A 22,840-nucleotide genomic window follows, 5' to 3' on the forward strand; every position below is an offset into this window, starting at 1 on the left:
AATTTTGAGAAAAACGAAGTACTGATTTACACTATTTTAGACGATAAATCCAATCAAATCCTCAATTTTGGAAATCATTTGAATTCTAATAGAAGAGCTTTTGAGAGAAATTTTATTGTATTTAGATATAAAAATAGTAGAAAAGCCTAATTTTTCGGCTTCTAGAATGCGTTGCTCAACGCGTTGTATAGGACGAATTTCACCTGACAGACCAACCTCTGAGGCAAAACAAAAATCCTGTTGTAGCGCTACATCTTCATTTGATGATAAAATAGCTGCAACAACTGCTAAATCAATAGCTGGGTCATCAACATTAATACCTCCAGTAATGTTCAAAAAAACATCTTTAGCTCCCAACCTAAATCCAGCGCGTTTTTCTAAAACAGCTAACAACATGTTAAGTCGTTTTGCATTAAAACCAGTGGCAGAGCGTTGCGGCGTACCATAGACGGCTGTACTTACCAAAGCTTGAACTTCAATCATTAACGGGCGCATACCTTCTAGAGTTGCAGCTATTGCATTTCCCGATAACTCTTCATCTTTTTTTGAAATTAGAATCTCTGAAGGATTTGACACCTCTCTCAATCCGGAACCTTGCATTTCATATATACCCAATTCATTCGTAGACCCAAATCTGTTTTTATTAGCTCTTAAAATTCTAAACACATGATTACGATCACCTTCAAACTGTAGTACCGTATCCACCATGTGCTCTAAAATTTTAGGGCCAGCTATATGACCATCTTTTGTAATATGACCAATGAGAATAACTGGGGTAGCCGTTTCTTTGGAAAACTTGATAAGCTCTGTAGTACATTCCTTTATTTGTGAAATACTACCCGAAGACGACTCTATATAATCGCTATGAAGTGTTTGAATAGAATCTATAATAACAATCTCAGGCTCTAAATCTTCAACTTGCTTGAAAATATTTTGGGTTTTGGTTTCTGTTAAAATGTAACAATTACTGTTGTTAGGATTTATGCGTTCTGCACGCATTTTTATTTGTTTCTGACTTTCTTCACCAGAAACGTATAACACCCTATAAGGTAATTTTAATGAAATCTGTAATAAAAGTGTACTTTTTCCTATTCCGGGTTCACCCCCTAATAATGTTAATGAACCAGGAACCAAACCTCCCCCTAAAACTCTATTAAATTCAGAATCAAGCGTGTTTAATCTTGCATCTTCTGAAAGATCAATCTCATTTATTTTAAGCGGTTTAGAAACATGTTTTATAGTTGAGGTTGTTGTTTTCCAATCACTCTTTTCTGGCTTTTGAATAACCTCTTCTGTAATAGTGTTCCAAGCTTTACAAGCGTTACATTGCCCTTGCCATTTAGCATATTGCACCCCACATTTCTGACAAAAAAACGTTGTTTTTACCTTAGCCATTTAGTAACCAAAATCTGCTTTTATTAAATCTGCTTTTTCTAACATCAAATCTTTAGTTAAACCTGCTATTTCATCTAGTATATAAGCCGATTGGTAGGTTCGCATAGCCTTTTTTGGCTCTCCGGTTTCTTCATAAAACCGTGCTAAATAGTAATTTCCTAACAGTGCTTTTGGATAGTGTTTTCTCGCCATCTTACCCAAAGATTCATATTGCTCATAATCTTCATTTTTTTCTATGGCAGCTGCTATGGCTTTAAAATCGTTCACAAGTATTTGCTTGTCTATGGCAAACAAATCTAATATAGTTTGATATTTTTCGGCTAAATACTCTACAGGAGATGTTTCTAATTTTAAAATAACTTCTTTATACTCTTGTTTGGTAATGGGTTGATAGACTTTAAAAATTTTTTCTAGAGCACTAGGTATAACATGTGCAGGCAGCGAATAATGTGATGGTTCTTCAAAACTTTTAAAAGTGTACTGTAATTTTTCATTTTCTAATGATGAGATATCTTTATTTAAAGCCTCCGACATCTGTTTAATAGATTTTGAGTCGTTATCAGTATATGCCAAATAGTAAAACGCTTTAGATTGTAATTTACCGAGACGTTCTGGAACATACTCTATCATATCTGGAGCTAACTCAGGACTAATTGAAATATATGCTTGAAATAATGGGCTTGACTTTAACAGAAAATAATTGATAAAATTAGCTGTTTCTCCATGCCCTACCGCTACTTTAAAATTAGTTATCCTATAATTATACTCTAGATGAGGCATAAGCTCCATGCCAACAAATTCAAAAAAAGCAGCACCCGTTTCAATAGGTAAAGAATTTTGTTCAGAATACATACAATCATCATAACGTTTACCAAGTTGATTAACACCAACTACAATAGCTTCGGGCATATCCTCCCAATATGAATAATAATCAACATTGCCTGCTACAGCTTCAAACATATAATCACCATCAAAAACTATAAACAATGGATATACTTTTTCTTGATTAGAATCATAACCTCTAGGTAATTGAATTTTTATTTGACGCTCATCTCCTAATTTTGAAGATTGAAAAGTTTCGTATTTAACTTGGGAAGTTGTAAAATTTACAGTAAAAAAAAGCAACACTATAAGTAATTGTTTCATTTTGGTAGAATGATTTGAGTTTTATTAAACGGCAAGGTAATAAATAAACTAACAGGTTAAAAACACTGTTTTTAGTTTATAAGCCTTTATTTCACTTTTATTCTATTATAAATTGGCAGATAAATTAAAGATAAGCCTCCAAAAATAATAATTAAAAGTGTTTGAGATGCCCACATAATATAACCAAAAGCTATACTGGGTTCTTCGGCTATTCCAAATAGTGAAAATCCCAAATACACCGCTAACGGATATGCGCCAATGCCTCCGTTAGTTGCTGCAATACTAAAACTAGCCGCAATAAAACCTATTAGAATAGCAGAAAAAGTGATGTCTCTAATGTCTTCCATTGCAAAAGATGTCACATAAAACATAAGTATGTACATAGCCCAAATGAATAAGGTATGGAAAATATAGGCCCACTTCTGTTTCATTTTGAAAACACTTATAGCACCCTCAACTAAACCACTAACAAACGTCCTGATTTTTAAGGCTATTTTAGACGAACTTCTTTTAACTAACCTTGTAAATATGAATACTAAAACTAGTAACCCCAATAATCCTATTATGATTTTTAACGGATTAAAATTTTCAGCTAAAAATCCATAAATAAAATCAAATTGTAGAAAAAGCGTAACCACTATGATTCCAAGCATAACCAGCATATCGGCTATTCGTTCAGCTACTATAGTTCCAAAACCTTTTTCAAAAGGCACCTCTTCATAATTGGTTAAAATAGATGCTCTAGCAACCTCACCCGCCCTTGGGATTGAATAATTAATAAGGTAAGCAGCCATAACAGACATTATACTATTGCCCAACTTAATATTATAACCCATAGGTTCTAACTGAAAACGCCAACGATAGGCTCTTGATAAATGGCTCAAAAAACCTAAAAAAACACCAGCCAAAACCCATTCTTTATTTGCTGTTTTCCAGTATTCATAAATTTTGGGTAAGGGAACTGCCTTTAAAGAATACCAGACTAAAAAAACTCCCAATAATAATGGGAGTACAATTTTTAGTATTCTTTTTATTTTAGGTTTCAATGTTTACTTTAATAGGTTAGTGGCTTCGTCTGGAAACACTAACGAGGGCTTAAACACTTTAGCTTCTTCTATATCCATAATGGCATAGGTGATGAGAATTAAAGTATCTCCTACCGAAACTTTTCTTGCGGCAGCTCCGTTAAGTGTTATCTCTCCACTATTACGTGGACCAGGTATACAATAGGTTTCTAAGCGCTCACCATTGTCATTATTTACAATCTGAACTTTTTCGCCTTGTATAATGTTGGCAGCCTCCATTAAATCTTCATCAATAGTAATACTGCCTATGTAGTTAAGGTCTGCACCCGTGCATTTAACCCTGTGAATTTTGGATTTTACTACTTGAATTTGCATGCGGCAAAGATAATTAATTTAATGCGATATTATCAATCAATCTGATATCGTCTGCATAAGCAGCTATAAAAGCTCGATAAGCCTTTTTCTTTGATTTTCGTTTTACAGGTTTTAAAGTTTCTGTATCTGCAATAATGAAATATTCTAGTTCCAATAAATTTTGTTTTGAAAACTGATCTTCAACCCATTCAGAAACTTTACCAGCACTTTTTGTGCCGAAAAGTTTTTTGGCCGTTTTTAATGTATTATAGATAAAAGGGGAAGCCTCTAAATATTCTGGTTTTAGTCTGGTATTTCGAGAACTCATAGCTAACCCAGTCTTTTCTCTATATATGGGACACCCAACTATATTTACAGGAATATGATGCTTTTCAACCAATTTTTTAATTATCAGCAACTGCTGAAAATCTTTTTCACCAAAGTACGCATTTTGTGGTGTAGTGATTTCAAAAAGACGTTTTACAATGGTACCGACACCGTCAAAATGCCCATGTCTAAACCTGCCCTCCATTTCAAATTCCAATCCGTCAAAATCAAACTTTTCAGAAACCGTATTACCTTCGTATACATCATCAACAGTAGGCGCATACGCTATGATATTATCTTTTGAGAGCATACTAAGTAACGCCACATCTTTTTTCAATGTTCTTGGGTATTTTTCTAAATCAGTACTATTATCAAACTGGGTAGGATTTACAAAAATACTAACCACAACATAATCATTATTTTCTAAAGCCCTTTCTACCAAGGCCAAATGACCTTGGTGTAGAGCTCCCATAGTAGGAACCAAACCAATTAATTGGTTTTGGGCTCTAAGAGCTGCAATAGCAGTTATGATTTGTTGTTTTTCTGAGTAAACTTGCACCTTTTAATAAAAAATTAACGCCTGCAAACTTAAGATTTTACAGTCAATTTGCATAAATTTTTGTACTTTTGCGTGTTTTTTATTTTGAATTAATGACGTGAGACTTGTTTGAAAACGAGCTTTTCAAAATTTCTCACAAAATAGAAATCGTTAATCGCTAGTTAAAAAGGCTTTCGAAAGCCCACAAAAACAAACATATGAAAGATAAGAGGATATTGTATGTATCATCTGAAGTAGTGCCTTATTTACCAGAAACCGAAATTTCATCCATGTCATTCGAAGCTCCTAGACTTGTTAACCAACAGGGTGGACAAATTCGTATTTTTATGCCTAGATACGGTAACATTAATGAGCGCAGACATCAATTACATGAAGTTATTAGGCTCTCTGGAATTAATTTAGTAATTAACGATTTAGATATGCCATTAATTATAAAAGTGGCGTCTATACCAAAAGAGCGTATCCAGGTTTATTTTATTGACAACGATGAATATTTTAAAAGAAAAGCAACCTTGACAGACGAGGATGGTGAATTGTTTTCCGACAATGATGAACGTGCTATATTTTTTGCAAAAGGTGTGATAGAAACCGTAAAAAAATTAAACTGGTCTCCAGATGTTATCCACGTTCATGGCTGGTTGGCTTCTTTACTACCCCTTTATTTAAAAGAATACTACAAAGACGAACCGTTGTTTACTGAAAGCAAAATAGTGACTTCGGTGTATAACCAAAGTTTTAACAATACTTTAAATAAAGACTTGGTTAATAAGATTAAATTTGACAGCATTGAAGATGATGCTATTAAGGTGCTCGAAGAACCATCTTACACTAATTTGATGAAGGTAGCTATTGATTATTCTGATGCCCTTATAATAGGATCTGAAAATGTTCCTGAAGATTTAAATGCTTACGCTAAAGCATCCAACAAACCTATTCTAGAGTACGTTGATAGAGATGAATTTGGCGAAGCTTATACTACATTCTTTAATGAAAACGTTTTAAGTTAAGTTGTACTTCTCTAGAAAATTTAATGAAGTATATCTAAACAAAAACACATCTATAAGAATCCATATCCCAGATGAAAAAGAAAATAAAAGTCCTTAAAATACCTACCATAATTTTACTGTTTGTATCATCATTTATTGCTTGCGATAAAGAATTCTATGTTTTAGATAGTGACGTACTAGGTAAAGACAATGCTAATTTTGATACGGGTGAAAACACACTTTCTATTCTATCATATAATAAGAGATTAGACTCCGTTCAAATTAATAATTTACCCTCTAATCTATTGGGATTTTATAAAGACCCAGAGTTTGGAATTACAATTGCAAGTATTGTAACACAGATATTACCAACAGCTTTCAATCCAGATTTTGGAGAAGATCCAATAATAGACTCTGTAGTTTTGAGCATTCCTTACTATAGTAGAATAATTGGTACGAATGAGATTACTGGCAACTCTATATATTCTATAAGCGATTCTTTATTTGGCAATGAAAAAGCTCAAATAAAACTATCTATTTATCAAAATGAATACTTTTTAAGAGATTTTAATCCCGATAATTTAAGTCAACCTCAAAACTATTTTTCTTATTCCAGCAGTGGTTCAACCGATAATTTTGCCAGAACAGATAACAGCATAATCAATTTTGACAATTTTAAAGGTACTTTAATAAAGGATACAACTTTCACACCTAGCAGTGAAGCTATTGAACTTTGGGAGATTTCAGGAACAGACACAACTAAGTCATTAAGAACCCCTGCACTTAGATTAAAGTTAGATTCTCTATTTTGGAAAACAACCATTATTGACAAACAAGGTAGTGCTGACTTAAGTAATGCTAATAACTTTAAGAACTACTTTAGGGGGCTTTACTTCAAAGCTGAAAATGTTGCTGGTGATGGCAATATGGCTCTTTTAAATTTTGGGTCGTCTGATGCTCAAATAACTATTCACTATACAAGAAGGAGTGGTGATAGCAGAATAAAAGCTACGTATGTTTTTAACTTTGATGGCAAAAGACTTAACACCTTTATAAATAATTTCAATTACCCAATACCTGACGGAGACAGAACCAATGGCGATGAAAAACTTTATCTTAAAGGTGCTCAGGGAGGTATGGCTATAGTAGATTTGTTTCATGGTCTTGTAGAATATACAGATGACAACAATAATACATCTAATTTACCAGCATTAGAAGCTTTTAAAAGGTCTTTTAGAGCTTTAGATAGTGAAGGTGAGTACATAATTGATAATTCTACAGGAGATTTTGTTTTAAAGAAACTTATCAATCAAGCTCACTTGGTGATTTATGAAGATGAAACTATCAACACAGGAACAAATGATAGCTTACACTATTATGACAGGATTTATGCTTATGACCTAAAAAACAACACTCCAACTATTGATTATTTTGTTGATCCAACTGAAAATCCTGGAAACCCAAATAGGTCTAAAGTTATTAACTTAGGATTAAGACAAGAAGATGATGAAGGCAACTACAGGTATAAAATTAGAATTACAGAACACTTGAACAATATTTTATTAAAAGATTCTGCCAATACCAAAATAGGCTTGGTTTTATCTAATAATGTAAATATTACGAGTAATGCAGAAATTTTACAAAGTAACGACGTTGTAACCGAAATTCCAGCTGCTAGTGTAATTGCTCCCAGAGGAACAATAATTCATGGAACCAATAGCTCAGATTCAGACAAACGAATGAAGTTAAGGTTGTTTTTTACTGACCCAAAATAAATTATAAAAATAGTATGTGTGGCATAGTTGGATATTTGGGACACAGAGAAGCTTACCCCATTATAGTTGAAGGACTTAAGCGCCTGGAATATAGAGGATACGATAGTGCTGGAATAGCGCTTTTTGACGGCACTGATTTAAAGGTTTCGAAAACTAAAGGTAAAGTAGTCGATTTAGAAAATCTTTCAGAAAAAGAAATTACTAAACATGGTAATGTTGGCATAGGCCACACGCGTTGGGCAACTCATGGAGTCCCTAACAATATAAATTCACACCCCCATCTTTCCAATTCTGGAAACTTAGTGATAATTCACAATGGAATTATTGAAAATTATGATTCTTTAAAACAAGAACTCATATCGAGAGGATACACGTTTAAATCTGATACCGATACAGAAGTATTAGTCAATTTAATAGAAGATGTACAAAATCAGGAAGACGTCAAACTAGGAAAAGCGGTTCAGGTTGCTTTGAATCAGGTAATTGGCGCTTATGCTATTACCGTTTTTGATAAAAATAAACCTGAAGAAATTGTGGTAGCTCGCTTAGGTAGTCCACTTGCAATTGGCATTGGAGTAGACGAGTTTTTCATAGCATCAGACGCCTCACCTTTCATTGAATATACCAAAGATGCTATTTATTTGGAAGATGAAGAAATGGCTATCATTAGAAAAAACAAAGGAATCAAAATAAGAAAAATAAAAGATGACTCTTTGGTAGCCCCTTACATTCAAAAACTCCAATTGAACCTTGAAGAAATTGAAAAAGCCGGTTACGACCATTTCATGCTCAAAGAAATTTATGAGCAACCTAAAGCCATTACAGATACTTATAGAGGAAGACTTTTAAGAGACCAAGCTATCATAAAAATGTCTGGTGTTGAGGACAATATAAAAAAGTTTCTCAATGCTAATAGAGTTATTATTGTAGCTTGCGGTACCTCATGGCATGCTGGTTTAGTGGCTGAATATATTTTTGAAGATTTAGCAAGAATTCCCGTTGAGGTTGAATATGCTTCAGAGTTTAGGTATAGAAACCCAGTCATTAATGAAGATGATATATTAATTGCCATTTCTCAATCTGGTGAAACGGCCGACACCTTGGCCGCAATTAAATTAGCGAAATCTAAAGGGGCATTTGTATTTGGTATTTGTAATGTAGTTGGTTCATCCATAGCTAGAGAAACCCATGCTGGTGCATATACTCATGCTGGTCCTGAAATAGGTGTAGCTTCCACAAAAGCATTTACAACTCAGATTACTGTGTTAACATTAATGGCTTTAAGATTAGCTAGAGCTAAAGGAACAATTACTAGTTCAGATTACCATCACCATTTATTGGAATTGGAAATGATTCCTAATAAAGTAAAAAAGGCTTTAGAGTATGACAATCACATAAAAACAATTGCAGACATATATAAAGATGCAACTAACTGCCTATACTTAGGCAGAGGTTACAATTTTCCTGTCGCTTTAGAAGGCGCCTTAAAGCTAAAAGAGATATCTTATATTCATGCTGAAGGCTATCCAGCTGCCGAAATGAAACATGGTCCTATTGCTTTGATTGATGAAAATATGCCTGTTATTGTAATTGCTACCAAAAAAGGACATTATGAAAAGGTTGTCAGTAATATTCAGGAAATAAAATCAAGAAAAGGTAAGATCATAGGTATTGTAACCCAGGGCGATGAGCAGGTTAGGGAATTAGCTGACCATGTTATTGAAGTACCAGAGACTCTAGAATCACTTTCACCATTATTAACCACCATTCCGCTTCAGCTCTTATCTTATCATATTGCTGTAATGCTTGGAAAAAATGTAGACCAGCCAAGAAATTTAGCAAAATCGGTTACTGTAGAATAATTTGTTTTACAATTTATTAAGTCTCATTATTGTAGTTTATTAAAACGAACTAAAACAGATTTTTTGCAGATATAATTATCCTGATTTATTTCCCAAAGATAATTTCGGACGTTTCATAATTATATATTCAGATCTTTAAACCGAAACTAAAAAATTATTTTAACATGAAGTCGTTGTTATTTTCAGTTTAAATAATTAAATTTTATGAATTACTCATTTTTAGCGGCTTCTATTTAAAAGATTTTTATTATGCGTGCATAATTTTTATGATTTTATTTTTATATTGCTTTAATAATTTAAACTAATTCACTCCAAATGAAAACAATTATCCCTCTTCTGTTGTTGTTGTTTTGTTTTTCAATTCATTCTCAAACAACTATTTCAGGCTCTGTAAAAGACAATAATGGTCAGCCCTTACCAGGAGCTAATATCCTTATTATTGGAACTTCTTCCGGAACAGTAACCGATTTTGATGGTAATTTTACATTAACTTACTCACAAAACCCACCATTTACAGTTCAAGCTAGTAGTGTTGGATTTGAAACTGATACACAAGAAGTAACCTCAAATAATCAAACATTGAATTTTGTTCTAAATGAAGGTACTTCACTCGATGAAGTTGTTATTTCGGCATCCAGAACTCCAGAACGCATTTTTGAATCTCCAGTTACTGTAGAGCGTTTTGGTATTAATGAAATTAAGAATACGGCCTCAGCTGATTTTTATGACGGATTGGAAAACCTTAAGGGTGTAGATGTAAACGTTAATAGTTTAACCTTTAAATCTGTAAATACAAGAGGTTTTGCCACCTTTGCTAATAATAGGTTTATGCAGTTAGTAGATGGTATGGATAACTCTACACCAGCACTTAACTTCCCTATCGGGAATTTAGTTGGGATGATAGATATAGATGTTCAAAGCGTAGAAATTTTACCTGGAGCTGCGTCAGCACTTTATGGTGCTAATGCGTTTAATGGGATTTTATTTATGCGTAGCAAAAACCCATTTGATCACCATGGTATAAGTGCCTACTACAAACAAGGCATAACATCACAAGAATCTGCTGGAGATAATGACTACAAAGATTTTGGAATTAGAGCAGCTCACAAGTTTAGTGATAAGTTTGCGGCTAAGGTTAACTTTGGGTATTTGCAAGGAACCGACTGGATGGCCACTAGTGAAGAAGACAAACTTAATAGAGGGTTTGACAGAACTAACCCAGATTACGATGGTATTAATATTTATGGAGATGACGAGAGCCTTAATATGACCCTTGTTGCAGACGGACTTGTTGCTGCTGGGTTACTACCACAAGCTTTAGCCGATTTGGTACCTTCTCAAGATGTAAGTAGAACTGGTTATAACGAACGTTACTTAACTGATTACAATGCCGAAAGTGTAAAAGCGGATTGGGGTCTCTATTTTAGACCATGGGCTAATGACTTTGAAATACAGTATGTTGGTAAGGTTGGGGTTGGCACAACCATATATCAAGGCGCCAATAGATACAATATAAACGGCTTTTTTCAACAGCAACATAAATTAGAATTTAGAAATAATAATTTCTTTCTAAGAGGGTACGTTGTAACCGATAAGGCCGGAGACTCTTATGACATGAGTTTTACGGGTAGAAATATTAATAGAGCTTGGAAAGATGATTTAGTTTGGCATGGTGAATATGTTGGAACTTATGCTCAAGCATTTGCTGGACTGATCCCCAATGTTCCTGCTGGGAATGTTGATGCTGCTCATGCTATTGCAAGACAAATAGCAGACATGGGACGTTTTGAACCTGGAACTCCTGAATTTGAAGCGGCATTTAACAGAAGTATAAATGATCCAGACTTAGCAACCGGATCTAAATTTCAAGACCAATCAAAGTATTACCATGCCGATGCTAATTATAATTTTGGTCATTTATGGGAGTTTGCTGAGGTTCAAATTGGCGGATCATACAGACAATATAGCTTAAATTCATTTGGAACCATTTATACTGATACCGATGGGCCTATAGACTATTCGGAATATGGATTATATACTCAGATTCAAAAGAATATGGAGCTCAATGAAACTATGGATTTAAAACTCACAGGATCTATTCGTTATGATAAATCAGAGTTTTTCGATGGCTTCTTTTCCCCTAGATTTTCTGCAGGTTTAACGGTTAATGAAAATCATAATATTAGGGCTTCTGTACAAACTGGGTTTAGAAACCCAACTACCCAAGATTTATTTATTGGATTAAATTCTGGAAGAGCTATTTTAATAGGGTCTGCTCCTGACAATTTAGATAGATATACCAATAATTACCCTGTTAGTTTAGCTGGACAATTAGGATTTGGACAACCATCCACAATTACACAAACTGGGCGAGTAGCCTATGAAAACTCATATACAGTTAATTCTCTCTTACAATTATTAGCCACAGGAGACCCTTCTGTCTTAGCGTCACCTAATGCTATAGCCAATCCAGACGTTGTTAAACCTGAGCAAATCACCTCTTATGAAGTAGGATACCGCGGTAAATTAAATAATTTCACTGTAGATTTTAGTGCTTACTACAACTCTTATAAAAATTTCTTGACACAACCTCTAGTTGTATCTCCTTTTTATGGCACTGTTGGAGATAACTCCTTGTCTGTGGCTGCTATTGCTAATGGAGATTTCCAAATATATAGCACTTATACCAACTCTTCAGCTGATGTCAATTCATATGGTGCGTCATTAGGTCTGTCGACTAAAGTTTTTGGAAATTTTGATTTAAGTGGAAATTACACTTATGCTAAGTTAGACTTCGATCAAGAAGCTAACCCAAATTTAACAACCAATTTTAACACACCAGAACATAGAGTTAAAGCATCTTTTGGAAACACCAATGTATTTAAAAACTTTGGCTTTAACGTAGCGTGGCGATGGAGTGATAATTACTTCTGGGAATCATCTTTTGGTACTGGTGCTGTACCGGCATATCATGTATTAGATGCTCAGATTAATTTAAAAGTACCTAGTTTCAAATCAACATTTAAAGCGGGTGCTACAAACCTGTTAGGAGATGAATATACACAAGCCTTTGGAACTGGTTTTATTGGCTCAATGTATTATGTCTCTTGGACAATTAATAATCTATAATTACTACTTAGTAATCAATCAAAAACACCTTCTTTTAGAGGGTGTTTTTGCTATTATAAAAAAGCTTAAAAAAACAGCTTTCTTTTTAAATTAAAACCCATATATTTGCAGCCGAAAACAAAACCATGTTTTCTAACAATTAAATCGCATAATATTAAACAGATAAGTAATGTCAAAAGTTACAGGTAAAGTTGCACAAATAGTAGGTCCGGTAATCGATGTTGAATTCGCTGCTGGGGCAGAGCTTCCAAAAATTTATGATTCATTAGAAATTAAAAGACCTGATGGTTCTACATTGGTGCTAGAAGTACAGTCTCACATTGGTGAGGACACCGTGCGTACTATCGCCATGGATTCATCTGATGGTTTAAGTAGAGGAACTGAAGTTCTTGCTACTGGTGCTCCTATTCAAATGCCAATTGGTGAAGATGTTTACGGACGTTTATTTAACGTAATTGGAGATGCCATTGATGGTTTAGGTGATTTGCCTAAAGCAAATAAAGATGGATTACCAATTCACCGTCAAGCTCCTAAGTTTGAAGATTTATCAACGTCTACTGAAGTATTATTTACAGGTATTAAAGTTATCGATTTAATTGAGCCTTACGCAAAAGGAGGTAAAATTGGTTTATTTGGTGGTGCTGGTGTAGGTAAAACAGTATTGATTCAGGAGTTAATTAACAATATTGCAAAAGGTCACGGTGGTTTATCTGTTTTTGCTGGTGTAGGTGAAAGAACTCGTGAAGGAAATGACCTTTTGAGAGAGATGTTAGAGTCTGGTATTATTAAATATGGTGATGACTTCTTACATTCTATGGAAGAAGGTGGATGGGATTTAGCAAAGGTTGACAAAAAGGCTATGAAAGAATCTAAAGCAACTTTCGTTTTTGGACAAATGAATGAGCCTCCAGGGGCTCGTGCACGTGTTGCTCTATCTGGTTTAACTATAGCTGAGTATTTCCGTGATGGTGCTGGAGACGGACAAGGAAAAGACGTACTTTTCTTCGTAGATAACATCTTCCGTTTTACACAAGCTGGTTCTGAGGTATCAGCCTTATTAGGACGTATGCCATCAGCGGTAGGTTACCAACCAACATTGGCCACTGAGATGGGTGCGATGCAAGAGCGTATTACTTCAACTAAAAAGGGATCTATTACATCTGTACAAGCGGTTTATGTACCTGCGGATGATTTAACTGACCCTGCGCCTGCAACAACCTTTGCCCACTTAGATGCAACAACAGTATTATCTCGTAAGATTGCTGAGTTAGGTATTTACCCAGCGGTAGATCCATTAGATTCTACCTCAAGAATCTTAACTGCTGATATTTTAGGAAATGACCACTATGCTTGTGCACAAAGAGTAAAAGAGTTATTACAACGTTATAAAGAATTACAAGATATTATAGCTATTCTTGGTATGGAAGAACTTTCAGAAGAAGATAAATTAGCAGTATCTCGTGCGCGTCGTGTGCAACGTTTCTTATCTCAACCATTCCACGTTGCAGAGCAGTTTACTGGTATACCAGGTGTTTTAGTCGATATTAAAGACACCATTAAAGGATTTAATATGATCATGGATGGTGAGTTAGATCACCTACCTGAAGCTGCTTTCAACCTTAAGGGTACTATTGAAGATGCTATTGAAGCTGGAGAGAAAATGCTTGCAGAAGCGTAATGAATTAATAATTGACAATTATTAATTATTAATTAAAAAATTATGTATTTAGAAATTGTATCACCAGAAGCCACTTTATTTAGCGGAGAAGTAGAATCAGTTGCTGTTCCGGGAGTAAATGGAGAGTTTCAAATGCTTAAAGACCACGCTCCTATTGTATCTTTATTAAAAGAGGGACAGGTTAAAATCTTTGGCAATATTAGCATAGACGAAGAAGTAGAATCTAAGTTTACTAAATCTGATAAAGGCTTTACTTTGAAAATAAACTCAGGTACCATTGAAATGAAAGATAACAAAGTTATCGTTTTAGCTGACTAAATAAAATATCACATATAAAAACAGAAAAGCGAACCATTTGGTTCGCTTTTCTGTTTTTATAATTTGGATTTATATTGTGTTGAGACCTTGAAAACGAGTACAGTTGACAATAGACTTATTATGAAAATTACTATTTCAACTTTTTCTTAACGGCCACTTCTTGGAAGGCTTCAATGATATCACCTTCTTTAATATCGTTGTAATTCTTCACCTGTATACCACAATCGTATCCTTTAGAGACTTCTTTTACATCGTCTTTAAAGCGTTTTAATGTGGCTAATTCACCTGTAAATATGACAACACCTTCTCTAATTAATCTCACTCCAGAATTTCTAAAAATCTTTCCGTTAGTTACCATACAACCAGCAATGGTTCCAACTTTTGAAATTTTGAACGTTTGTCTGATTTCTGCTGTACCAGTAATCTCTTCTTTAAACTCTGGCGACAACATACCTTCCATAGCATCTTTTAAATCATTGATTGCATCATAGATGATGGAGTATGTTCTGATATCTATTTCTTCCTTATCTGCAATGGTACGTGCATTACCCATTGGTCTCACATTAAATCCAATGATAATGGCGTCAGATGCCGAGGCCAAAAGCACATCACTTTCAGTAATAGCTCCAACACCTTTATGAAGGATATTAACTTGAATCTCTTCTGTTGAAAGTTTTTGGAACGAATCTGTAAGTGCTTCAACAGAACCATCCACATCTCCTTTAAGGATAATGTTAAGCTCTTTAAAGTCTCCAAGGGCAATACGTCTTCCAATTTCATCAAGCGTAATATGGCGTTGCGTTCTAACAGATTGTTCACGTTGTAATTGCGAGCGTTTAGCAGCAATAGCTTTAGCTTCACGCTCATCCTCAAACACATTGAACTTATCTCCTGCTTGCGGAGCACCATCCAAACCTAAAATAGACACTGGCGTTGAAGGCCCCGCCTCTTTTAAATCTTTACCGCGTTCATCATGCATAGCTTTTACCTTACCACTATGCTGACCCGCTAAAACATAGTCTCCTACACGCAAGGTACCTGCCTGAACTAAAATAGTAGACACATAGCCTCGTCCTTTATCTAAAAATGCTTCTACAACGGTGCCTACTGCTGGTTTGTCTGGATTTGCTTTTAATTCTAATAATTCTGCTTCTAAAAGTACTTTTTCGAGTAATTCTTTTACACCTGTTCCAAATTTTGCAGAAATATCATGAGACTGAATTTTTCCACCCCAATCTTCCACCAATAAATTCATATTAGCTAATCCTTCCTTGATTTTTTCAGGGTTGGCATCTGGTTTATCTATTTTGTTTATGGCGAAAACAATTGGAACGCCAGCCGCCTGAGCATGGGATATAGCCTCTTTGGTTTGCGGCATGATATCATCATCTGCTGCTGCAACAACTATGGCAATATCAGTCACCTGAGCTCCACGAGCACGCATTGCTGTAAACGCTTCGTGACCAGGCGTATCTAAAAATGCTATTTTTTGTCCACTATCTAATGTAACTCCATAGGCTCCGATGTGTTGCGTAATACCACCTGATTCTCCAGCAATTACATTCTCTTCACGGATGTAATCCAGAAGTGATGTCTTACCGTGATCAACGTGTCCCATAACCGTTACAATTGGCGCTCTTGGTTTTAAGTCATCTGGTGTATCTTCTACCTCTTCAATAGATTCCTCAATATCAGCAGTCACAAATTCTACCTGATAACCAAACTCTTCAGCTACAATAGATAAGGTTTCGGCATCTAAACGCTGATTCATAGTTACCATCATACCAAGTGACATACATGCCGATATAATTTCGGTAACACTAACATCCATCATAGTAGCAACCTCACTGGCTGTAACAAACTCGGTCACTTTAAGTATCTTGCTTTCTGCTGCTTCTGCTTGTAACTCTCTTTCGGTTTGATCTCTATGCTGATCTCTTTTCTCCCTACGATATTTAGCACCTTTACCTTTGGCTCCTTTACCTTGAAGTTTTTCTAGTGTTTCTCTTACTTGACGTTTTACATCCTCATCACTAGGTTCTTCTTTAACAATGGTGGTATTTCTTCTTCCTTTTCCTTTGCCCTTAAAACGATCATTTCCTCTGTTTTGATCCCCTCTTTGGTTTCCAGCAGGTTGTGCGCCACCAACTTTACTAATTCTACGACGTTTCTTCTTATTTGAAGTATCAGCAGCAGAGGCTCCTTCCTTTTTATCCTCCTTCTTTTTCTTAGGCTTATTGAACTGCGACAAATCAATTTTATCGCCAGCAATTTTTGGTCCCGTAAGTTTTTGATATTGAGTTTTAACCTTCTCCTCTTTAACAGGAAGTTCTTCTACTCCTGTAGGGGCTTCTTTTTTAACTTCTTTTTTGGATATTTCCTTTTTCGGAGCTTCTTCTTTTGGAACTTCAACATCCTCGTTATTAGCCACTAATTTTTCTTTTATTGGCTTTTCCTCTTTTACCGGAGCTTCTTCTTTTATTCGTGCTTCTTCTTTTTTAGGTTCAGGTTTTTTAGGAGATAGATCAATCTTACCTACAGTTTTTAGACCTGAAACGGTAGCGGAAGCTTTTACAACTTCCTCTTGTTTGGCTGTTTCTTTTTGCTTTGCTTCAAGTTCACGCTCGCGTTGCTCCCTTAGTTCATCTTTTTCTTTTTGTTTAGCTTCACTAACTTCTTTAGAAGCTACTTTTTTGTTAGCATCTGTTTCAAACTCATCCGATAGAATTTCATAAACCTCTTCAGAAATTTTTGTTGTTGGGCGCTTTTCAATCTCTATACCTTTAGAATCTAAAAATTCTACAGCACGATCTAAAGAGATGTTAAGCTCGCGTAATACTTTATTTAATCTTATTGTTTCAGCCATAAATTGCCTTTAAAATACTCAAATATATGTGTTATTCTTCAAATTCTTCTTTTAGAATTCTAATAACGTCGTAAATTGTTTCTTCTTCTAAATCTGTTCTCTTTACAAGATCATCTATATCTTGTTCTAGAATACTCTTAGCGGTATCTAAACCTGCTTTACTAAACTCTTGGATGATCCACTCATCTATTTCATCAGAGAACTCACTTAATTCGACATCTTCTTCAGCGCCTTCTCTAAACACATCAATCTCATAACCCGTTAATTGACCTGCCAAACGAATGTTATGACCTCCTCTACCAATAGCTTTACTAACTTCCTCTGGCTTTAATATAACTTCAGCACGTTTGTTCTCTTCATCAATTTTTATTGATGTTACTCTCGCAGGGCTTAGCGCTCTTGTTATAAACAATTGTAAGTTATTGGTGTAGTTGATTACATCAATATTTTCGTTTCCTAATTCACGAACAATACCATGAATTCTAGAACCCTTCATACCCACACAAGCTCCTACAGGATCTATTCTATCATCATAAGAATCTACGGCTACTTTAGCTTTTTCTCCAGGAATTCTCACCACTTTTTTAATAGTAATTAACCCATCAAAAACCTCTGGTATTTCCTGTTCAAACAACTTCTCTAGAAATACTGGGGAACTTCTAGACATCAATATAGTAGGTTTAGCTCCTTTAAGTTCAACAGACTCTATAACACCTCTTACATTATCCCCTTTTCTAAAAAAATCTGATGGTATTTGTTTGTCTTTTGGTAATATAATTTCATTACCCTCATCGTCTAACAAAATAACAGCTCTGTGTCGTATATGATGAACCTCAGCAGTGTAAAGTTCACCTACAAGATCTTTAAATTGCTTGTAAATGATGGTATTGTCATGCTCATGGATTTTTGAAATAAGGTTTTGACGCAATGCCAAAATAGCCCTTCTGCCTAAATCTGCTAATTTAACTTCCTCAGACACGTCTTCACCAACTTCAAAATCTGGCTCAATTTTTCTAGCTTCAGATAATGAAATTTCCTGATTGGGATCTTCTACTTCTCCATCAGCAACTACCACTCTATTTCTCCAAATTTCTAAATCACCTTTGTCTGGATTTACAATAATATCGAAATTGTCATCATCACCAAATTTCTTTTTTAAGGCGCTTCTAAACACATCTTCTAAAATGGCCATTAACGTTACTCTGTCAATCAGCTTATCGTCTTTGAATTCTGAAAAAGATTCAATTAACGCGATATTTTCCATAACTCTTACTGAATTAAAATTTAATCATAACTTTTGCTTCTACAATATCTGTGTAAGCGATATTCGCTTCTTTTGTCACTGTTACTTTACCTTTACCAACTGGCTTAGGCTCTCTAACTTTCCACCGTAAAGTAATATCACTGTCTGAGGTATTAGAAAGGATACCTTCAAAATTTTCAGACTCGGTTTTTACTTTAAGCGTTCTGTTGATATTTTTTTTATACTGACGTTGCTTAACCAATGGTGTTGTAGCACCAGCAGACATAACATCAAGTGAAAAGTCTTGCTCTTCTCTATCTAGATTGTGTTCTATAGCTCTACTAATAAAAATACAATCGTCAACCAAGACACCATGATCACCATCTATAACGACCTTAATTTGATTATCACCTTGGATAGAAAAATCGATTAGAAATAAATCAGGTCTTTCCTCTAAAGCATCGTTCAATAAATTTTCAACCGTGGTTTTAAACATTTTTAGTATAAAAAGAGGGGACTTTCCGTCCCCTCATTATCTTAATTTTGTCTTTCAACGCTGCAAATATATGATTTTTAATTTAATTTATAAACCATAAAAAAGAAAAAGTCCTTACTTAAACGTAAGGACTTTTAAAATTATTTGTTGGCCTACTAGGGCTCGAACCTAGACTCTTCTGGACCAAAACCAGACGTGTTGCCAGTTACACCATAGGCCATTGTGTAATTAAGGGTGCAAATTTAGTACAAAGTTTTTTCTACACAAACATTTTTTTGAAAAAAATAATTCCGAAACCTTAACGTTTACTTAAAAAAATTTGACGTAACGTAATTATTCTTAAATTCGCCACAGCGAACAAACACAGATATTTTATGACCAATTTGAACTTTAAAAAATGGAATACCATTTTGGGGTGGTTCTCTTTTTTAATTGCACTTATAACCTACAGCCTAACCGTTGAACCTACGGTAAGCTTTTGGGATGCTGGCGAGTACATATTAACTTCGGCTAAATTACAGGTTGGTCACCCTCCAGGAGCGCCATTATTTCAAATGCTTGGAGCCTTTTTCTCAATGTTTGCCTTAGAGCCCTCACAAGTAGGTTTTATGATGAATATGATGAGTGCGGTTTCTAGTGCTTTTGCTATTCTATTTATGTTTTGGACCATTACTTTACTTCTTAAAAAAATAACAGGAAGTGGTGAAGATAGCCAACCTAAATCTATAGCCATTCTTGGTAGCGGTCTTGTGGGTAGTTTAGCATTTGCCTTTACAGATTCATTCTGGTTTAATGCGGTTGAAACTGAAGTATACGCCATGGCCACCTTAATTATGTCTGTGTTATTTTGGTTAGGGTTACGCTGGGAGCAAGACATGAATAAACCACGAGGAAACCGCTGGTTAGTTTTAATCGCTTTTGTTATTGGTTTATCCTTTGGAGTACACTTTATGGGATTACTAACCATTCCTGCTATTGGACTTATTTACTATTTTAAAAACTACAAAATGATTACAGTTAAAAACTTTATCATCGCTAATGTAGTTTCGGTTGCGGTGTTACTATTCATTTTTAAACTATTAGCACCCAATATTCTAAAAATATTCAGTGTTTCAGAAATCTTTTTCGTAAACACTGTTGGTTTACCTTTTAACTCTGGTTCCATAATTGCTGCGATTTTACTGGTAGCCATAATTTTTTATGGTTTAAAGTATACCAGAAAAAAACAATACACCCATTTAAACATCGCTATTCTTTGTTTAACTTTTGTCATTATTGGGTTTTCCACCTGGTTGATGCTACCCATAAGAGCCAACGCCAATGTGGTAGTGAATGAAAATAATCCATCTAATGCAAGGGAGTTATTAGCCTATTATAACTTAGAACAGTACCCTGAAACACACTTGTTTTATGGACCTCAGTTTACTGATATTTATGCCCCTTTAGATAAAAACAATCCATACAAAGACGACAAACCTAAATACGAAAAAGACGAAGAAAAAGGTAAGTACATCATTGTAAACGATTACAAGAACGCCAGACAAAACTATAACTCAGACCATGCTTCAATCTTACCAAGAATGTGGAGCAGTGAACATGCCGAAAATTATATGATGTTCACTGGGTTTTTAGATTTTAAACTGAAACCAGAGTACCAAATGCAAAATGAATTACGCTCTCTGGTTAGCAATTTTATTAAAGAGGTTAACCAAGGTAATATTGATTACGAAGGCTTTGACAAATTTCTCAAGCAATATGGCAGAGAGTATTTTGATATTGAAAAACCAAGTTTAGGTGACAATTTAAGGTATTTGTTCGAATACCAATTAGGATACATGTACTGGCGCTATTTCATGTGGAATTTTGCCGGAAGACAAGATGATATTCAAGGGAAATATGATAATCATGGTAACTGGCTAAGTGGCATAAAACCACTTGATGAGTGGCACTTAGGTTACTCACAAGACAATTTACCCAGTGATGTTAAAAACAACAAAGCCAGAAACACTTATTATTTACTTCCACTTATTTTAGGTCTGGTTGGTTTTTTCTTTTTGTTTAACAAAGACAAAAAATTATTTTGGGTCATGTTGGTGTTTTTCCTTTTTACAGGATTAGCCATTCAAGTGTATACCAATGTACGTCCGTTTGAACCGCGTGAACGTGATTACTCTGTAGTTGGCTCATTTTATGTATTTGCACTTTGGATTGGTTTTGGGGTTTATGCTATTTATGATACATTAAAAAATCAACTTCCAAAAAAATTAGCGGCTCCTATAATCACCATGGTTTGCTTAATTTTAGTTCCAGGTATTTTAGCTGCCAACAATTGGGATGACCATAATCGCTCTGGGAAATATACCGCTCGAGCCATGGCCAAAAAATATTTAGATTCTTGTGCAGAAAATGCCATATTGTTTACCATTGGAGATAATGATACGTTTGCCCTTTGGTATGCTCAAGAAATTGAAGGGTATCGAACAGATGTTCGTATTGTAAACACCAGTTTATTCCAAACCGATTGGTATATAGACCAAATGAAACGAAAAGCTTATGAGAGTGACCCTGTTCCATCTCAACTAACACATGAGCATTACAAGTGGGGCACCAATGACTATGTAACCATAGCACCAATTTCAAAAGATACTATTACCATAAAAGAAGCTTTAAATTTCATCACTAGTGATAGCCCTAAAACGAGGTTTAGATATTATTTGGAAAGTTTCACAGATGCAGATGTTAATAGGTATCCTTCTCAACAACTTAATTCAAGATACATACCAACTCAATTTTTCAGAATACCAGTTAATAAAGACAATGTATTACAACATGGTATTGTAAAAGCAACAGATGCAGATAAAATAGTACCTCATATTGATATTGAAGTTACAGGGGGTGCCCTTTATAAAAATCGCCTATTAATGCTAGACATTGTTGCAAATAATGAATGGAAACGCCCCATCTATTTTACAGGTGGTAGTTTTGGCGATGACGATTATCTCTGGATGAAAGACTACCTGCAACTAGACGGTATGTGTTATAAATTGGTGCCTATAAAAACTCCTATTAACAGAGCCAATCCTTTTGATATGGGACGTGTAGATGCCGATTTAATGTATGAAAAAGTGATAACTTGGGATTGGGGTAATAGCGGAAGTAGTAACATTTATCACGACCCAGAAACTCGAAAAAACTCTATTACATACAGAGGTAACTTAGCTAGGTTAATTGAACAACTTATTAATGAAGGTAAACTTAAAAAGGCCGAAGAAATTGCAGATATTGCCTTAACTAATATGCCTGTTGATTACTTTGGATATTACACGTTATTAGAGCCATACATTAGCGCCTATTATGAAGTTGGCAACCAAGAAAAAGCGCGACAACTGTTTAAGGATGTAGCTATTAAATATCAAGAGAATTTAAAATATTACAGCACCCTTAAAATTAATAACCAAGAGCGCTTATTTGAGGAAATTAATACTGACATTCAGCGTTACATGGCATTGATAGATATTTTGATTCAGCATGATGTTGAATTTGCAACTACAGAAGGAGATATTTTTAATGATTACTTAAGATTGTTTAAATATTTTTATGGTGATGATGATAGTGACGAAGATCTCCCTTCACAAAATGATAGCATTGGCATTGAAACCACAACAGACTCTGTAGACTAAG

At 34.8% G+C, this 22,840-nt stretch carries 15 protein-coding genes and 1 tRNA gene; 7 read left to right on the forward strand and 9 right to left on the reverse strand.

The window, feature by feature from the left end; all coding sequences use genetic code 11:
* Positions 1-36: 36 nt before the first annotated feature.
* The 5 genes from radA to panC form a co-directional block, all read right to left on the reverse strand.
* Entirely contained in the window at positions 37-1,395 is a 1,359-nt protein-coding gene (gene radA / locus DFQ02_RS02600) for a DNA repair protein RadA (protein WP_116039412.1), read from the reverse strand.
* The gene (locus tag DFQ02_RS02605; protein WP_116039413.1) at positions 1,396-2,541 is read right to left on the reverse strand and encodes an alpha/beta hydrolase; all 1,146 of its coding nucleotides are present in this window, start codon (positions 2,539-2,541) and stop codon (positions 1,396-1,398) included.
* 86 nt (positions 2,542-2,627) lie between these two features.
* Positions 2,628-3,587 (reverse strand): lysylphosphatidylglycerol synthase transmembrane domain-containing protein, encoded by a 960-nt coding sequence (locus DFQ02_RS02610; protein ID WP_116039414.1) that lies wholly within the window; start codon positions 3,585-3,587, stop codon positions 2,628-2,630.
* 3 nt (positions 3,588-3,590) lie between these two features.
* Positions 3,591-3,941, reverse strand: coding sequence for an aspartate 1-decarboxylase (gene panD, locus DFQ02_RS02615; RefSeq protein WP_116039415.1), 351 nt, complete (start codon positions 3,939-3,941; stop codon positions 3,591-3,593).
* A gap of 13 nt (positions 3,942-3,954) precedes the next feature.
* Positions 3,955-4,806, reverse strand: coding sequence for a pantoate--beta-alanine ligase (gene panC, locus DFQ02_RS02620; protein ID WP_116039416.1), 852 nt, complete (start codon positions 4,804-4,806; stop codon positions 3,955-3,957).
* A 197-nt stretch (positions 4,807-5,003) separates the two neighbouring features.
* Between panC and DFQ02_RS02625 the strand changes: the two genes are divergently transcribed.
* From DFQ02_RS02625 to DFQ02_RS02650, 6 genes are all read left to right on the forward strand, one after another.
* Positions 5,004-5,813: a glycogen/starch synthase gene (locus DFQ02_RS02625; protein WP_116039417.1), complete on the forward strand. Its 810-nt coding sequence runs from the start codon at positions 5,004-5,006 to the stop codon at positions 5,811-5,813.
* Between the two features lie 71 nt (positions 5,814-5,884).
* A complete protein-coding gene (locus DFQ02_RS02630; protein ID WP_116039418.1) occupies positions 5,885-7,567 on the forward strand; it encodes a DUF4270 domain-containing protein in 1,683 nt (560 codons plus the stop codon).
* A 14-nt stretch (positions 7,568-7,581) separates the two neighbouring features.
* Positions 7,582-9,429 (forward strand): glutamine--fructose-6-phosphate transaminase (isomerizing), encoded by a 1,848-nt coding sequence (gene glmS / locus DFQ02_RS02635; RefSeq protein ID WP_116039419.1) that lies wholly within the window; start codon positions 7,582-7,584, stop codon positions 9,427-9,429.
* Positions 9,430-9,744: 315 nt separating this feature from the next.
* Complete coding sequence (locus DFQ02_RS02640) at positions 9,745-12,558, forward strand: TonB-dependent receptor (protein WP_116039420.1); 2,814 nt, start codon at positions 9,745-9,747, stop codon at positions 12,556-12,558.
* Positions 12,559-12,727: 169 nt separating this feature from the next.
* On the forward strand, positions 12,728-14,236 hold the full coding sequence (gene atpD / locus DFQ02_RS02645) for a F0F1 ATP synthase subunit beta (protein ID WP_116039421.1): 1,509 nt from the start codon (positions 12,728-12,730) through the stop codon (positions 14,234-14,236).
* 42 nt (positions 14,237-14,278) lie between these two features.
* The gene (locus DFQ02_RS02650) at positions 14,279-14,554 is read left to right on the forward strand and encodes a F0F1 ATP synthase subunit epsilon (RefSeq protein ID WP_116039422.1); all 276 of its coding nucleotides are present in this window, start codon (positions 14,279-14,281) and stop codon (positions 14,552-14,554) included.
* Positions 14,555-14,684: 130 nt separating this feature from the next.
* On the opposite strand, the gene infB is transcribed toward DFQ02_RS02650, so the two are convergent.
* The 4 genes from infB to DFQ02_RS02670 all read right to left on the reverse strand — a co-directional run bounded on the left by infB (position 14,685) and on the right by DFQ02_RS02670 (position 19,379).
* The gene (infB, locus tag DFQ02_RS02655) at positions 14,685-17,420 is read right to left on the reverse strand and encodes a translation initiation factor IF-2 (RefSeq protein WP_116039423.1); all 2,736 of its coding nucleotides are present in this window, start codon (positions 17,418-17,420) and stop codon (positions 14,685-14,687) included.
* A gap of 31 nt (positions 17,421-17,451) precedes the next feature.
* Positions 17,452-18,684 (reverse strand): transcription termination factor NusA, encoded by a 1,233-nt coding sequence (nusA, locus tag DFQ02_RS02660; protein WP_116039424.1) that lies wholly within the window; start codon positions 18,682-18,684, stop codon positions 17,452-17,454.
* 13 nt (positions 18,685-18,697) lie between these two features.
* On the reverse strand, positions 18,698-19,159 hold the full coding sequence (gene rimP / locus DFQ02_RS02665) for a ribosome assembly cofactor RimP (RefSeq protein ID WP_116039425.1): 462 nt from the start codon (positions 19,157-19,159) through the stop codon (positions 18,698-18,700).
* A 147-nt stretch (positions 19,160-19,306) separates the two neighbouring features.
* A tRNA-Gln gene (locus DFQ02_RS02670) sits at positions 19,307-19,379 on the reverse strand.
* Between the two features lie 154 nt (positions 19,380-19,533).
* Here DFQ02_RS02670 and DFQ02_RS02675 point away from each other — a divergent pair.
* Positions 19,534-22,839 carry a glycosyltransferase family 117 protein gene (locus DFQ02_RS02675; protein ID WP_116039426.1) on the forward strand — a complete coding sequence of 1,102 codons (3,306 nt, stop codon included), beginning with the start codon at positions 19,534-19,536 and terminating at the stop codon, positions 22,837-22,839.
* Position 22,840 lies beyond the last annotated feature (1 nt).

Source organism: Seonamhaeicola aphaedonensis, assembly GCF_003386195.1.
GTDB lineage: Bacteria > Bacteroidota > Bacteroidia > Flavobacteriales > Flavobacteriaceae > Seonamhaeicola > Seonamhaeicola aphaedonensis.